The organism is Neorhizobium sp. T7_12 (genome assembly GCF_002968535.1).
Lineage (GTDB): Bacteria > Pseudomonadota > Alphaproteobacteria > Rhizobiales > Rhizobiaceae > Neorhizobium > Neorhizobium tomejilense.
In genome coordinates this window covers 1-12803 of record NZ_PVBK01000032.1, presented here as the reverse complement: position 1 = coordinate 12803, position 12803 = coordinate 1, and the positions used below count along the sequence as shown (strand labels likewise).

Sequence of the window (12803 nt, the reverse complement as noted above, 5' to 3'; positions counted from 1 at the left end):
CCTGCCTGTTCTTCCGAGGCCTGCCTCAGTACTGATCGTGCCGGCGCACCCAGGCCATCGGGTAATCGAGGTCGTCCTCATCGCGGCCCTTCGGCACGAGATCCAGAAAATGGTAGGCGCCGTTGAGCATGTCGACGCCGCGCGAGTAACAGGAATAGGTGTGGAACACCTCGCCGCTCTCATCCCGGTAGAAGACGCTGATGCCCACTTCTTCGGAAGCGTTGCTCGGTTGGACCTCATAGTTGTAATAGGCCACGCCCTTGGGGAGATCTTCCGGCCTCACCGAAGCCTGATAGTCGAAATTGAAATCGCTGCCGTTCGAGGAGAACCACGGGAAATTCCAGCCCATGCGTTTCTTGTAGGCGTCGAGCTTGGCAAGCGGAGCCCGCGAAATGGCGACGAAGGTCACGTCGCGGTGGTTGAGATGGATCGGGATGCCGTTGAAATTGTCGGCCCAGAACGAACATGACTTGCACGCCTCCTCCCAATCGGGGCCGAACATGAAATGATAGACGATCAGTTGCGAGCGGCCGTCGAAAAGATCCGCCAGCGAAAGCTCGCCATCCGGTCCCTCGAACCGATAGGGTTTTTCGACCCTTTCCCAGGGCATCGCCATCCGGCGGCGCGTCAGCGCATCCCGTTGGCGTGTGAATTCCTTCTCCGCAGCGAGCAGATCAACGCGAGCCTTCAACCATTCTTCCGGCGAAACGACTTGATTTTGCATATCAACCTCCTGTTTGTTGGAATGCAGCTTGATGGTCGAGGGATAGACTAGGGCCGGATATCGAATGGTGAGAGTGACAAGTGTGACGGGATTCCGATGGACTCGCTGATCACCGCCGCGGCGCGTGCGCTCGCCTCGGGTGATCCCCTTGGCGCATTGAAACGGGTGGCCCTGCGCGACGACGCGGCTGCGCTCGCCCTCCGAGGCATCGCCATGGCGCAGCTCGGCGATCTCGTCCGCGCAAAGGCCCTGCTCAAGCGTGCCACTCGTGCGTTCGGCCCCAAGGAGACCATGGCGCGCGCAAGATGTGTCGTCGCCGAGGCGGAGATCGCGCTCGTCTCCCGCGATCTTGCCTGGCCGGTAAAGGCCCTCGACGCCGCACGGGCAGCACTCGAAGCGCATGGTGACAGGGTAAACGCCGCACATGCGTTCACTCTGGAGATCCGGCGCCTGCTGCTGATCGGCCGTCTCGATGAGGCCGAGCACAGGCTCGCCGCCTTCGACCCACCTCCGCTTCCGCCCGCATCGAGAGCTGCGTATGAACTGGTCGTTGCAGGCGTCGCGCTCCGGCGGCTGCGGATAAAGGTGGCCCGCGCCGCGCTCGCGCGCGCAGGACAGGCGGCACGGGAAGCCGACATTCCCCCGCTGACCGCAGAGGTCGAAAGCGCGGCGCTTGTCCTGGAAACGCCTGCGGCGCGGCTGGTGGCGCGGGGGATCGAACGTCCGATCCTGCTGGAGGAAGTCGAAACGGTCCTCGCCTCGGGCGCGCTGGTGGTGGATGCATGCCGCAACGTCGTGCGGATCGGCGACACACAGGTATCGCTCTCGTCGCGGCCGATATTGTTCGCGCTTGCCCGCGCCCTGGGTGAGGCCTGGCCGGGCGACGTGCCGAGAACCACGCTGCTCTACCGCGCCTTTCGAGCCAGGCACGCGGATGAATCGCATCGCGCCCGGCTGCGGGTGGAAATTGGCCGGCTGCGCCTTGAGCTTCAGACGCTGGCGAATGTCACGGCGACGAAGAGAGGTTTTGCGCTGTCGTCGCTTGGAGATGGAGCAGTCGTCGTACTGGCGCCGCCTGTGGACGAGCAGCATGCGGCGGTGCTCGCCTTTCTTGCGGACGGCGAGGCCTGGTCGAGTTCGGCGCTGGCGATCGCGCTTGGCGCCAGTTCCCGCACCGTGCAACGGGCACTGGACCAGCTTTTGGCAGCCGGCAAGGTGCAATGGTTCGGCCAGGGGCGGGCGCGCCGGTGGATGGCTCCCTCCGTGCCCGGGTTCCCGACAATCTTGTTACTCCCAAGTCCGCTCCCCAACGACTAGGATGAGCGCATGAAAAAATCTCAAGCCGAAATAATCCGAGAATACGGGGCCTTCCCTGGGATAAATGACGTGCATGGCGTCACCTTCGATGGCCGGCACGTCTGGTTTGCCTCAGGGGACAAGCTGAACGCCCTCGACCCGGCGAGCGGTGAGACCGTGCGCTCGATCGATGTCGCCGCGCATGCGGGGACTGCCTTCGACGGCCAGCACCTGTTTCAGATTGCCGAGGATCGTATCCAGAAGATCGACCCGAAGACGGGCCGCGTGCTCGCCACGATCCCGGCACCCGGGAATGGCGGCGATTCCGGGCTCGCCTGGGCCGAAGGAACGCTCTGGGTCGGTGAATATCGTGGTCGAAAGATCCATCAGGTCGATCCCGATACGGGCAAGATCCTTCGTACCATCGAGTCCAATCGCGTCGTCACCGGCGTCACCTGGGTCGACGGCGAGCTCTGGCACGGCGTCTGGGAAGGCGACGAGGGCGAAGTGAGGCGCGTCGATCCGCAAACGGGAAACACGCTGGAAACGCTCGAAATGCCGCTGGGACTGGGGGTATCGGGCCTGGAATCCGACGGTGCCGGTCAATTTTTCTGCGGCGGCGGCAGCAGCGGCAAGGTGCGCGCGGTACGGCGGCCCGGATAGGGCTTACGGCCAGTTCGAAAGCATGCTTTTCATCGCAGGCAGCAACGTCGTTCTGCCGGATCAACCCAAATCGTCCCGGATGCAGGCCTTGAAGTGTCCTTTCGCCCCTTCCCTGAGTGGCGGCACGACACCCGCGCAGGCTTCGATCGCAACCGGGCAACGGGTACGAAAGACGCAGCCGCTCGGGGGATTGGCGGGGCTTGGAATGTCACCTTTGAGGATCTGCCGGTTCGCGTGCCGCGAGGGGTCGGGCGACGGAACGGCCGAAAGCAGGGCGCGCGTGTATGGATGCTGTGGGCTGGCATAGAGCTCCCGGCTCGGCGCCATTTCCATGATCCGCCCGAGATAGAGCACGATTACCGTATCCGCGACATATTCGACCACCGCGAGATCATGCGCGATGAACAGCATGGTCAGGCCGAGCCGCATCTGCAGATCGCGCAGCAGATTGACGATCTGCGCCTGGATCGACACGTCGAGCGCCGACACCGGTTCATCGGCGACGATCAGCTCAGGCGCAAGCGTCAGCGCCCGGGCGATGCCGATGCGCTGGCGCTGCCCACCGGAAAACTCGTGCGGGTAGCGGGAAATCGCATCCGGCGGCAGATCTACCGAGGCGAGGGCCTGGGCCGCTTTTGCGGCCCGCTCCGATCTGCTGCCGATCCGCTGGATATCCAGTCCTTCCGCGAGGATTTCGCCGATCGTCATCCGCGGCGAGAGGCTGGCGAAGGGATCCTGGAAAATATACTGGACCCGCGCATGCAGGCTGCGGAGTTCGCGGCGCGTCAGGCTCGTCGTTTCCGAGCCTTCGAAACGGATACTGCCGGAAGTGGGTTCGATCAGTTGCGCGACCATGCGGCCGATGGTGGTCTTGCCGCTGCCGGATTCTCCAACCAGGCCGACGACTTCGCCGCGTTTTATGTTGAAGGAGACATCCTGGACGGCGCGGACGACCGGTCCGCGGGCAAATGCCACCGGGGCAAAATCCTTGCCCAGCCGGTTCACTTCGAGGAGAAATTCCTGTGACATCGGTCAGATCTCCTGCCAACGAATGCAGCGGCTGAACTGGCCCTCGCCGGCGTCTGCCAGCGCCGGGTAGGCTTCTGAACAGGCCTCTATGCGGTAGGGACAGCGGGGAGCGAAAGGACAGCCTGACGGCAGGTCCATGAGGCTCGGAACCGATCCTGCGATGGTCGGCAGCGGGGTGCCCGCCTCCCTGAGAAGCGTCGCGGTTCCAAGCTGCGGCACCGAACGCATCAGCCCCTTGGTGTAGGGATGACGCGGATGGGAGAAGACCCGCGCCACGCTGCCGGTCTCGACGAGCGAACCGGCATACATGACGGCCACGCGGTCGGCGATCTCGGCAACGACCCCGAGATTGTGGGTGACGAACAACATGCCCATGCCGCGTTCCTTCTGCAGCCGCCCGAGCAGGTCGAGGATCTGCGCCTGGATGGTCACATCGAGGGCCGTCGTGGGCTCGTCGGCAATCAGCAGCGTCGGATTGCAGGCAAGCGCCATCGCAATGGTCGCTCGTTGCCGCATGCCGCCGGAGAGTTCGTGCGGATATTGCCGGGCACGTCGGCGCGGATCGGGAATGCCGACATCCTCCAGCCGCTGGATGGCGTCCGACAAGGCCTCCCGATGGGATTTGCCCATATGGATACGGATCGGTTCGGCAATCTGTTCGCCGATCGTAAAAACCGGATTGAGACTGGTCAGCGGCTCCTGAAAGACGATGCCGATATCATTGCCACGCACCCGGCGCAGGGTGTCGCCGCCAATAGTCTGCAGTTCGACGACTTCGCCCGTCTTGCGCTTCAACCGGAGCGTACCCGCAGCGATACGGCCCACGCCGCGCGGCAGAAGACCCATGATCGACAAGCTGGTCACCGACTTTCCCGAGCCGGATTCGCCAACCAGCGCCACAGTTTCTCCCGTCGCCACGGCAAGGCTGAGGTCCCGCACGGCGACGATCTCCCGATCGCCGATGCGGAACACCGTCTTGAGCCCGGAAATTTCGAGGATCGGCTGTGCACTCATCGTCAATCCAGAAGGCCGGTTTGCCGCAGGATGCCGTCGATGACGGCCGCCTCTTCGTCGTTCAGGGATCGTTGCGGGCGGGCCATGACATTGGTGTCGATGACCCCAAGCCTGCGCATGGCGGTCTTGAAGGCCCCCACCCCGGCCGAACCCGCACTGGTCCGCGCCAGGCTCACCCAGACCATCTCGAAAAGCCGGCACAGGCGCTCCTGCTCCAGCCGCGCACCTGCAAAATCACCCGCCTGGCAGAGGTTCCACAGGCGGACATAACCGTGCGGGTCGACATTCCCGAGGCCCGGCACGATGCCGTGCGCGCCCATGTTCACGACGCTGTCGGCGACGATCTCGGATCCCGTCATGACGAAGAAATCCGGCAGATCGGCCGTGTCTGCCATGACATAACGAAGATTGCCGTCATCGCCGCTCGAATCCTTGACGCCAACGATCGTGCCTTCGCGGGCAAGCGTCACGGTGGTCCGGCGTTCGAGCTTGGTGTGGACGCAGACGGGGATATCATAGGCGATGACCGGCATATCGACCGCCTCCCGGATATAGCGGAAGTGATCGATGGTCTCGGCCTGGTTTGTCCGGGCATAGAATGGCGCCGTGACGACAACCGCGTCGGCGCCCGCCGACTGCGCCACCTTTGCATGAGCGATCACCCGCTCGGTTGTGGGGTCGATCACCCCGACCAGGACGGGCACGCGGCCGCGCACCTGTTCGACCGCATGTTCGATGATGCTGCGGCGCGTGGCTTCGTCATGGAACACGACTTCGCTGGTCGAGCCGAGAACGAACAGGCCATGCACGCCACCATCGAGCAGATGGTCTATGACGCGCGTGAAGGAAGGATAATCCACCCCGAAAGTCGTGGTGAGCGGAGTGACGACGGGCGGAATGACGCCGGTGAAGAGAGGCATGTTCAACCTTTCACTTGAGTTCGGAGCGTGGATCGAAGGCATCGCGAAGCCCATCGCCCACGAAGTTGATGGCGAGAACGGTCAAGACGAGCGCTCCGCCCGGAAACATCCATTGCCAGGGGTAATTTTCGAGCACATGCGTGGCGCGGGCAGCATTGAGCATATTGCCCCAGCTCGCTTCCGGGGGCGTGACCCCGAGACCCAGGAAGGAGAGACCGGCCTCCAGCAGGATCCCGCTTGCCACCTGCAGGGTGGCGTAGACCACGAGAATATCGATCGTATTGGGCAGACCATGCCGGATCAGCAGGTGCCAGAGGCCGGCGCCCATGCCCCGGGACGCCACGACGAAGTCGCGTTCGCACAGTTCCAGCAGCCGGGCCCGTACCATGCGGGCGAGAACCGGCCACGACAGCAGCGAAATCACGAAGATGGTCGGCATTATGCCGCTGCCGACGATCGAGGCGAGAACCAGGAGGAAAATGACCGGCGGCAAGGTCATCGCGAGATCGACGAACCGCATCGTGGCACCATCCACGAAGCGTCCGGCAAAGCCGGCGATGGCCCCGAGGAAGAAGCCGAGGAACGTGGAGATCGCCATCGATACCGTCGCCACCAGAAGCGAAATCCGCCCGCCCTGCAGCAGCCGCGCCATGATATCGCGCCCTACACCGTCGCTGCCGAGCCAATGGGCCGCCGACGGCCCCTGGTTCATCGCCAGCAGGTCGATGTCGTTGGGCTTGTAGAGCCACCAGAGATCGTAAGTGAGCGTCAGGACCAGGATCGGGATCAGGATAGCCAAACCGACCACGGCCGCGCCGTTCTCGAAAAAGCGGGAAAGTGCGCGTCGGATGGGACCGGCGGAGCCGGCATGTGTCACGCTCGCCATCTTATGCCACCTTGATGCGCGGATCGACAGCGGCATAGGCGATGTCGGTGAGCAGGTTGACCAGGATGACGCAGGCGCCGGTCAGTAGCGTAGCGCACATGATGACCGGGTAGTCCCGCCTGACGACGGCGTTGACCATCAGCAAGCCCATGCCCGGCCAGTCGAACACGCTCTCGATGAAGATCGCCCCCCCGATGGCCATGCCGATCGTGGAGCCGATCAGGGTGATCACCGGCAGCAAGGCGTTGCGGACCGCATGTTTGACGATGACCCAGAACTCCCGGACGCCCTTGGCGCGCGCCGTGCGCACATAGTCCTGCGACAGAACTTCGAGCAGGGAGGAGCGCATGTAGCGCATGATCAATGCGCCATGGCCGATCGAAAGCAGGGCGGCGGGCAGGATGAGGTGCGCCAGCAAATCGCCGACGGAGAAAGGCGCACCCGGCGTCGACATGCCGCCAGCCGGCACCCAGCGCAGATTGACCGCGAATACGTAGAGCCCGAGAAGGGCGGTCAGGAAAGCCGGACTTGAAATTCCCACGAACGCCACCGTCGAAAGTGAAAGATCGGCCAGCTTGTTGCGGCGGACGGCCGCAAAGATGCCGGTCGTGATGCCGACGACCACTGAGATGACAAGCCCACTGAACATCAGCAGGATCGTCGGGCCGATGCGGCTCAAGACAAGCGGCAGCACCGCTTCGCCGTTATACTGGATGGAATAGCCGAAATCCCCCGTCAGGGCCGCGCCGAGCCAGGCGAAATATTGCACAGGCAGCGGCCGCTCGAGACCGAGCCGGGTGCGCAGCATCTCGAGATCGGACGCGGAAATCGGGACAGACGGATTGATGTAGGCATCGATCGGATCGCCGGGCGTCAGCCGCAGCAACGTGAAGATGAGAACCGTCAGGGCCAGCAGCATCAGCAGGCCGACAGCCGTACGGCGAAGGATGTATTGCAGCATGTTTTCACCAACAGGGTCCGCAGGAGATGCGGTCGGGCTTGCCCGCCAGACCGCATCTCGGCTTACGGGCACATCACGGAGCGAGATCCCATTTTTCCGGGTAGGAGACGAACGGGCCGCCGCCTGGAGCAGGTGTCCAGAAGAAGTCCTTGAGCTTGCTGGACACGACCCCATAGCGGCTCGCAACCCACATCGGCCCCCAGGGAAGCGCAGCATTCATTTCCTTGCAGACCTTCTGCCACCTGCCGTCGGCCTTGGCCGGATCGGTTTCCCCCATCGCCGCATTCAACGCATCGGTCAGCGGAGGCATTTCGACGCGCATGATGTTGTTGCCGGACGGAGGTGTCTGTGCGGCATTCAGCCCGACATTGAGCGATCCCGGATTGGGGCCGTTCTGCAGCCCCGCGTAGATCAATGGGAAGTCCTGCCACTTTTCGCTTCGCACGATGCCGTTGTAGCTCGGAACGTCGAGCGCGCGCGGAACCACGTTGACGCCGACCTGCGCCAGCATGGCCTGCATAGCCGCCATGACGTTGGCGACCTGCGGCGTATTGTAGTAGGTCAGCCACGGGATCGGCTTGCTGCCGTTGATCTTCTCCCAGCCCGCCGCCGCCAGCAGGTCCTTTGCCTTTTGCGGATTGTAGGCATAATCGGCCATATCCTTCGCAAGAAGCTGCGGCGCGACATAGCCGCAGTTGGCGAGTTTGGCTGCACCCCCGAAGAGGCTCGAGACGATGGCGTTTCGGTCGATGGCGTGCATGACTGCCTGACGAACGCGAAGGTCGCTCCAGATTCCGGCGCGGTGGTTGAAGCCGATATAGTTCACCACATAGGAATCACCCTCGATGACCCGGAAACCGCCATTGCCCTTGAAGGTCTTGGCGTCGTCGGGTTCGGCAAAGGTGAACTGGATCTCTCCCGCCCTGAGGGCCGCGACGGCCGCCGCCGGATTGGCGAAATAGCGGTTGATCAAGCGATCCGCCTTCGGCTTTCCGCCCCGATAGCCATCATAGGCAGCCAGTTCGACATACTGATCGCTGACATGCTTCACGAACTTGAAAGGACCGGTTCCGACTGGCTTGGTGGACCACCACGCGCTCTTGGCGACCTCCTTGACGTTCACGGACGACAGCGCATGCTGCGGCAGCATCATCAGCTGCGACAGAACGGAGAGGAATGCCGAGTTCGGCTTGCTGAGCTTGACGACTGCCGTGCGCGCATCCGGCGTCTCGACCGATGCGATATCGGCAAGCCGCGCAGCAAAAATGCTGCCGCTCTCGGCGTTCTTTGCGAGCTCGAGGGTGAACTTGACGTCGGCCGAGGTAAAAGGCGTGCCGTCATGCCAGTTCGTCTGGGCGAGCTTGAACGTGTATGTCAGGTTGTCCTGGCCGAGGGCGAATTCGGAAGCCAGCGCGCCGGTAAGCTTCGATAGATCGGATGTGTAGATGACCAGCGGCTCGAAATAGGTATTGAGCCAGGTGAAGCCGGCTGTTGCAGTCAGCGGGTTGAAATTGCCTTGGAAACCGCCTGGACCCACGTCGAACCCGCCGACAATGGTCTTGCCCGTTTGCGCCTGGGCCGTCGCGGGCACCATTGCGGCAGTCGTGGCAAAAAGCAAAGCTCCCGCCGCCAGAAGGCGACCGAAATTCCGTCGATGCATGCTCTCCTCCTCTTTTATATTTCGACTATCGCTAAACCGGATCGACCTCCTCGGGCCGGTTGATCGCGATGACTTTCCGGATGCCGGAATAGTGTGCGCTCAGGCGCTTGCGGCCCGCTTCGACATCTCTCGCCGCCACGGCCTCTGCAATCTCGTGGTGATCCTGCCAGGTCGCCAGGGGCGTGGGACTTGCGAGATTTGCGAAGCCCGAAGCCTTGTAGAAGGCAGACCAGAAGATATCGATCAGTGCGCTCAGCATCTTGTTGTTCTGGCAACGGAACAGAAGCTGATGAAATTGCTGGTCCTCCTCGGCGAAGCTTTCGCCGCGCTCAGCGCGCTGGCGCATGCGATCAGTAAGCCGTCGAAGCTCGGCCACATCATCGTCGCTGATCATCTCGATGGTCTTGTCGATGAGGCCCGTCTCCAGTACGCGACGGATCTCCAGCAATTCCTCCACATCACGCAGCGACGCCTGCAGCCCATAGGCGAGATTGTCCAGAAGCGGCGCGAACGAGAATTCCTTGACGAAAACGCCAATGCCGCGCCGCGTTTCGAGGATGCCGACGGATTCCAGCGCCTTGATCGCTTCGCGAACCGAATTGCGCCCCACGCCCAATTGGTGCGCCAGGAAAGTCTCCGGCGGCAGAGCCGCGCCGGCCGTCAGGTCATTGTCCTCGATATAGCTGCGCAAGCTTTCCTGCACGCTGACATGCAGAAGCGGCGGGCGCTCCAGAGGTTTTATGGGCTTGGCCAACACTGCTCCATGCACATTTCGATAATCAACATGATTGAGGTATATCGACTTGTAGGATATCTAGCAAGTCGATAAATTCTAGATAGCGATTGAACGGGTCCGGCTGGGATGGATTCGGCTGCTGCAAAAGGGGAGGCGGAGTGTGGGAACCAGGAAGTTTGAGCGGCGGAATGACCGCTGGGGCCGCATTCGCGGGAATTGGGCGACGCTATTGCTACCGATCAATGAAGACGATTCAATCGATCTCCCGCGTCTGGCCAGTGCGATCGACCAGCTGATTGCCGCCAAGGTGGACGGCATCTACTCGAACGGCACCGCCGGCGAATTCCACAACCAGACGGAAGCGGAGTTCGACCGGATTCAACAAGTGTTGGCAGACCGCTGCAGTGCTGCAGCGATGCCATTCGTCATCGGTGCATGTCAGCCCGATCCCCGCATATCCCTGGATCGGGTACGCCGGGCGGCGGCGCTCAAGCCGGAGGCAATCCAGGTGATCCTTCCCGACTGGTGGCCTGTGACGGCCGCGGAGGCGGCCGAATTCCTGCAGATGGCCGCTGGCGCTGCCGGCCCGGTGCCGCTGGTGCTTTACCAGCCGCCGCATGCCAAGCGCGTCTTTGCCCCGGAGGAACTGGCGGCAATCCTTTCAGGCGTACCGCAAGTCGTGGGTATCAAGCTTGGGGATGGCGATGCATCTTGGTACGATCAGGCCCGCAAGCATCTCGATGCGTGGGGAATTTATGTCCCGGGGCATCATCTTGCGACAGGCGTCAAGCAGGACGTTGCGGTCGGGGCCTTCTCCAACGTTGCCTGCCTCAGCCCGTCCGGAGCACAACGATGGACCGCGTCGATGGCCGACGATATCGACCGGTCGCTTGATATCGAGCAGCGGCTGCGCACCTTCCTGGATGACCACATAGCGCCCTTTGCCAGGGTGCACGGATATTCCAACGCGGCGTTGGACAAGCTCCTGGCTGCGATCGGAGGATGGGCGGAGATCGGCACCCGGCTGCGTCGGCCTTATCGCTGGATCGATCCGTCGGTCGTTTCCGCACTGCGTGAGAAGGCCAGGATCGCCCTTCCCGAGATCATGCTCTGAAACGTCGAGGTGGCATCGTGACACGACCCAACATCCTGATGATCATGACGGACCAGCAGCGTCGCGACACGCTCGGCATCTATGGCTGCGACTGGATTCCGACACCGCACCTCGACCGGCTGGGCCGAGCCGGAGCGGTATTCGAGCACTGCACAGTCGACAATCCGATCTGCACGCCTTCCCGGGCCAGCATCTTCACCGGCAAGCCCGTGCCGGATCATGCGGTCCAGCGGGTGCATGACAACCTGCCGCCGGACGAAGTGCTGTTCACCGAACGGTTGCGGCGGGAGGCCGGCTATCGGACCGCACTTTTCGGCAAGCTGCATGTCAGCAGCCGTATTCAGGAAGAACGGCAACGGCATCCGCATGACGGCTTCGACATCTACGAATGGTGTCTCGAGCCATCGGTTTCGATCGGAAGCCCCTTCAACGGCTACGCGGCCTGGCTTCGCGAGACGGCGCCGGATTTCCTCGACGCCCTTCAGCGCAACGGCCGAAAGGAACTTCATCATCCCGAAGCGCAACACATGAGCAAATGGGCGGCTGACCGGACCATTGCCTTCATCCAGTCGATGAAAGCAGAGGGGCAGCCCTTCTTTTGCCTGATGAGCCTGTTCGACCCTCACGACCCCTATGAAGATTACCCCCTCACCTTCAGAAATTGCATAGATGCGGCGAAGATCCCGGAGCCGGTCGTTTCGCGCACGATACAGCCCGGGTGTGTCCGCCAGGAGCAGCAGGGTTCCTATCTCGGACGTTTCTCAGACTTCTCTTCGGAGGAGATCCGCAGGATCCGTCTCGGTTATGCCGCTTCCATAGCCTTTCTCGATGTACAGGTCGGTCGCGTTCTGGCGGCACTGGACGAAGCCGAGATGGCCGACGACACGCTGGTCGTATTCATATCCGACCATGGCGACCAGCTTGGCGATCACGGGCTTTTCGTCAAGGGAGTAGCACTCTACGAACCTACCGTCGGAGTGCCGCTATTGTTGCGTTGGCCGGGCCACGTCAACGCCGGCACCCGATCTACCGCGCTTGCGCAAGGCCGCGACGTGGCAGCCACGTGCCTCGCAGCAGCGGGCCTCGATACGCAATCCTGCCCGGAAAGCGAGGATCTGGTGGTCATGGCATCACGGAATGCGGCGCGGCGCAGCAGCGCGATCTGCGCCTACCGCAACTCCGGTGTCAACGACAGCGGCAGTTTCTGGGATCCGCCGATGCGGGCGACCATGGCGCGGGACCAGCGCTTCAAGCTGACGCTCTATACCAGCGGAGGATCGAGCGAGCGGGAGTTGTTCGACCTTCAGACCGACCCGCAGGAGACCGTCAATCTATCGGGGGATCCAGCCCACGCCGCGACCGAACTCATGCTGCTTGCCGAAATCGCCACGTTCCTACAGGCGGAAGCCGCGGCAGCCCCACCCCGCGCAACATCGTCCACGCCGAACGCTGCCCAGCGGCTACAGAACAGGATCAAGTAGGCATCAGCATACAATCCCGCGCCGGTTCTCCTCCGGTTGCCGTATCGCAGTTGGTCGCGGGTTTGAGGAACGCGCTTGCATCACGACATAGATAATTGAATTTGCCGTGCGGGCATTTGCCATGCGAACTGGCGCGCCGGGCTTAGAACGCAAAAGGCCCCACGAGGGGGCTTTGTTATCTATGGGCTCAGATTTTGGAATTTGGTTGCGGGGGCAGGATTTGAACCTGCGGCCTTCAGGTTATGAGCCTGACGAGCTACCGGGCTGCTCCACCCCGCGTTATAAGGTTTTTGCCTGCGGCAAAAGACCGTGCGTAAAT

The 12803-nt window shown here is 62.5% G+C and carries 12 protein-coding genes and 1 tRNA gene; 4 read left to right on the top strand and 9 right to left on the bottom strand.

Going from position 1 to position 12803, the window contains the following annotated elements; genetic code table 11:
• Positions 1-25 precede the first annotated feature (25 nt).
• Positions 26-724: a thioredoxin family protein gene (locus C5J26_RS31425; protein WP_105405340.1), complete on the bottom strand. Its 699-nt coding sequence runs from the start codon at positions 722-724 to the stop codon at positions 26-28.
• A 96-nt stretch (positions 725-820) separates the two neighbouring features.
• On the opposite strand from C5J26_RS31425, the gene C5J26_RS31420 reads away from it, so the two are divergent.
• Both C5J26_RS31420 and C5J26_RS31415 read left to right on the top strand, forming a co-directional pair.
• Complete coding sequence (locus C5J26_RS31420; RefSeq protein ID WP_105405339.1) at positions 821-2041, top strand: helix-turn-helix domain-containing protein; 1221 nt, start codon at positions 821-823, stop codon at positions 2039-2041.
• Between the two features lie 9 nt (positions 2042-2050).
• Positions 2051-2683: a PQQ-binding-like beta-propeller repeat protein gene (locus C5J26_RS31415; protein WP_105405338.1), complete on the top strand. Its 633-nt coding sequence runs from the start codon at positions 2051-2053 to the stop codon at positions 2681-2683.
• 60 nt (positions 2684-2743) lie between these two features.
• Here C5J26_RS31415 and C5J26_RS31410 read toward each other — a convergent pair whose 3' ends face one another.
• From C5J26_RS31410 to C5J26_RS31380, 7 genes are all read right to left on the bottom strand, one after another.
• Positions 2744-3712 carry an ABC transporter ATP-binding protein gene (locus C5J26_RS31410; protein ID WP_105405337.1) on the bottom strand — a complete coding sequence of 323 codons (969 nt, stop codon included), beginning with the start codon at positions 3710-3712 and terminating at the stop codon, positions 2744-2746.
• Positions 3713-3715: 3 nt separating this feature from the next.
• The gene (locus tag C5J26_RS31405) at positions 3716-4726 is read right to left on the bottom strand and encodes an ABC transporter ATP-binding protein (protein WP_105405336.1); all 1011 of its coding nucleotides are present in this window, start codon (positions 4724-4726) and stop codon (positions 3716-3718) included.
• A 2-nt stretch (positions 4727-4728) separates the two neighbouring features.
• A complete protein-coding gene (locus C5J26_RS31400) occupies positions 4729-5646 on the bottom strand; it encodes a dihydrodipicolinate synthase family protein (RefSeq protein WP_105405335.1) in 918 nt (305 codons plus the stop codon).
• A 10-nt stretch (positions 5647-5656) separates the two neighbouring features.
• Positions 5657-6568, bottom strand: a complete 912-nt coding sequence (locus tag C5J26_RS31395) for an ABC transporter permease (RefSeq protein WP_206051245.1) — start codon at positions 6566-6568, stop codon at positions 5657-5659.
• On the bottom strand, positions 6534-7493 hold the full coding sequence (locus C5J26_RS31390; RefSeq protein WP_105405333.1) for an ABC transporter permease: 960 nt from the start codon (positions 7491-7493) through the stop codon (positions 6534-6536). Before C5J26_RS31390 ends, C5J26_RS31395 begins: the two co-directional genes overlap by 35 nt.
• A 73-nt stretch (positions 7494-7566) precedes the next feature.
• A complete protein-coding gene (locus tag C5J26_RS31385; protein WP_371681970.1) occupies positions 7567-9153 on the bottom strand; it encodes an ABC transporter substrate-binding protein in 1587 nt (528 codons plus the stop codon).
• A 31-nt stretch (positions 9154-9184) separates the two neighbouring features.
• Positions 9185-9907, bottom strand: coding sequence for a FadR/GntR family transcriptional regulator (locus C5J26_RS31380; protein WP_040125455.1), 723 nt, complete (start codon positions 9905-9907; stop codon positions 9185-9187).
• A 187-nt stretch (positions 9908-10094) separates the two neighbouring features.
• On the opposite strand from C5J26_RS31380, the gene C5J26_RS31375 reads away from it, so the two are divergent.
• Both C5J26_RS31375 and C5J26_RS31370 read left to right on the top strand, forming a co-directional pair.
• Positions 10095-11003 carry a dihydrodipicolinate synthase family protein gene (locus C5J26_RS31375; protein ID WP_105405362.1) on the top strand — a complete coding sequence of 303 codons (909 nt, stop codon included), beginning with the start codon at positions 10095-10097 and terminating at the stop codon, positions 11001-11003.
• Between the two features lie 17 nt (positions 11004-11020).
• Entirely contained in the window at positions 11021-12484 is a 1464-nt protein-coding gene (locus tag C5J26_RS31370) for a sulfatase (RefSeq protein ID WP_172746214.1), read from the top strand.
• Between the two features lie 202 nt (positions 12485-12686).
• Here the strand turns inward: C5J26_RS31370 and C5J26_RS31365 are convergent.
• A tRNA-Met gene (locus C5J26_RS31365) sits at positions 12687-12763 on the bottom strand.
• Between the last annotated feature and the right edge of the window lie 40 nt (positions 12764-12803).

Bases quoted from the DNA above. Each gene is read 5' to 3' on its own strand.
- C5J26_RS31425 (WP_105405340.1), bottom strand. From the start codon at position 724: ATGCAAAATCAAGTCGTTTCGCCGGAAGAATGGTTGAAGGCTCGCGTT.
- C5J26_RS31420 (WP_105405339.1), top strand. From the start codon at position 821: ATGGACTCGCTGATCACCGCCGCGGCGCGTGCGCTCGCCTCGGGTGAT.
- C5J26_RS31415 (WP_105405338.1), top strand. From the start codon at position 2,051: ATGAAAAAATCTCAAGCCGAAATAATCCGAGAATACGGGGCCTTCCCT.
- C5J26_RS31410 (WP_105405337.1), bottom strand. From the start codon at position 3,712: ATGTCACAGGAATTTCTCCTCGAAGTGAACCGGCTGGGCAAGGATTTT.
- C5J26_RS31405 (WP_105405336.1), bottom strand. From the start codon at position 4,726: ATGAGTGCACAGCCGATCCTCGAAATTTCCGGGCTCAAGACGGTGTTC.
- C5J26_RS31400 (WP_105405335.1), bottom strand. From the start codon at position 5,646: ATGCCTCTCTTCACCGGCGTCATTCCGCCCGTCGTCACTCCGCTCACC.
- C5J26_RS31395 (WP_206051245.1), bottom strand. From the start codon at position 6,568: ATGCCGCTGTCGATCCGCGCATCAAGGTGGCATAAGATGGCGAGCGTG.
- C5J26_RS31390 (WP_105405333.1), bottom strand. From the start codon at position 7,493: ATGCTGCAATACATCCTTCGCCGTACGGCTGTCGGCCTGCTGATGCTG.
- C5J26_RS31385 (WP_371681970.1), bottom strand. From the start codon at position 9,153: ATGCATCGACGGAATTTCGGTCGCCTTCTGGCGGCGGGAGCTTTGCTT.